Source organism: Olsenella uli (assembly GCF_016900775.1).
Lineage (GTDB): Bacteria > Actinomycetota > Coriobacteriia > Coriobacteriales > Atopobiaceae > Thermophilibacter > Thermophilibacter uli_A.
This window is the reverse complement of record NZ_JACJKN010000040.1, coordinates 1-574: the sequence shown is the minus strand read 5'-3', so window position 1 is coordinate 574 and position 574 is coordinate 1. Positions and strand designations below refer to the sequence as shown.

General features: G+C 75.1%; 1 pseudogene. It reads left to right on the top strand.

Annotation, left to right across the window (positions count from 1 at the left end):
- Nucleotides 1-194: 194 nt before the first annotated feature.
- A pseudogene (locus tag H6A23_RS11215) lies at nt 195-574 on the top strand (DNA polymerase III subunit gamma/tau); the annotation flags it as partial.

Sequence of the window (574 nt, the reverse complement as noted above, 5' to 3'; positions counted from 1 at the left end):
CCCCTCAACCCGCGGCACCGCCACAGCCCCAACCCCAGACGGAAGCCGTCCCGGAGCCGACCGCCGAGAGGGGCAGCGAGCCCGTGGCCGCCCCGGCGCCCGAGCGGCCGACGACCTCCCGACCTGCGGAGGCTCCTGCTGTTCCGGCAGCCCCCGCCGCGAGCCGACCCGCCCCTCCCGCCGCGACTCACGAAGTGAGCGAGGCGCCAGCCGAGCGTGGAGCGAGCGGAAGGGGCGGGTCGGCTCGCGGCGGGGGCGTCACGAACGGCAACCTCCAGCGGCTCTGGAAGCAGGTCGTCGACCAGCTCGTGGCGCAGGTGCCGGCCAAGGGCTCGCTGCTCCTCTCGTCTACGGCGGTCTCAGACGACGGCGAGAAGCTTACGGTGTCGCTGCCGAAGGGGTCGCACTTCGCGGCGCGGATGCTCGAGCGGGCTGACGTCCGCGAGAGCGTGGAGCCGGTCATCATGGCCGCGTTCGGCCCGCGCCAGGTGGTGTACGTGGAGTCGAGCCTCGCCAACCAGGCGATCTCGCGCTCCGAGCGCCCGGCGCCCGCCCCGGCCCCCAGGCCCCAGGT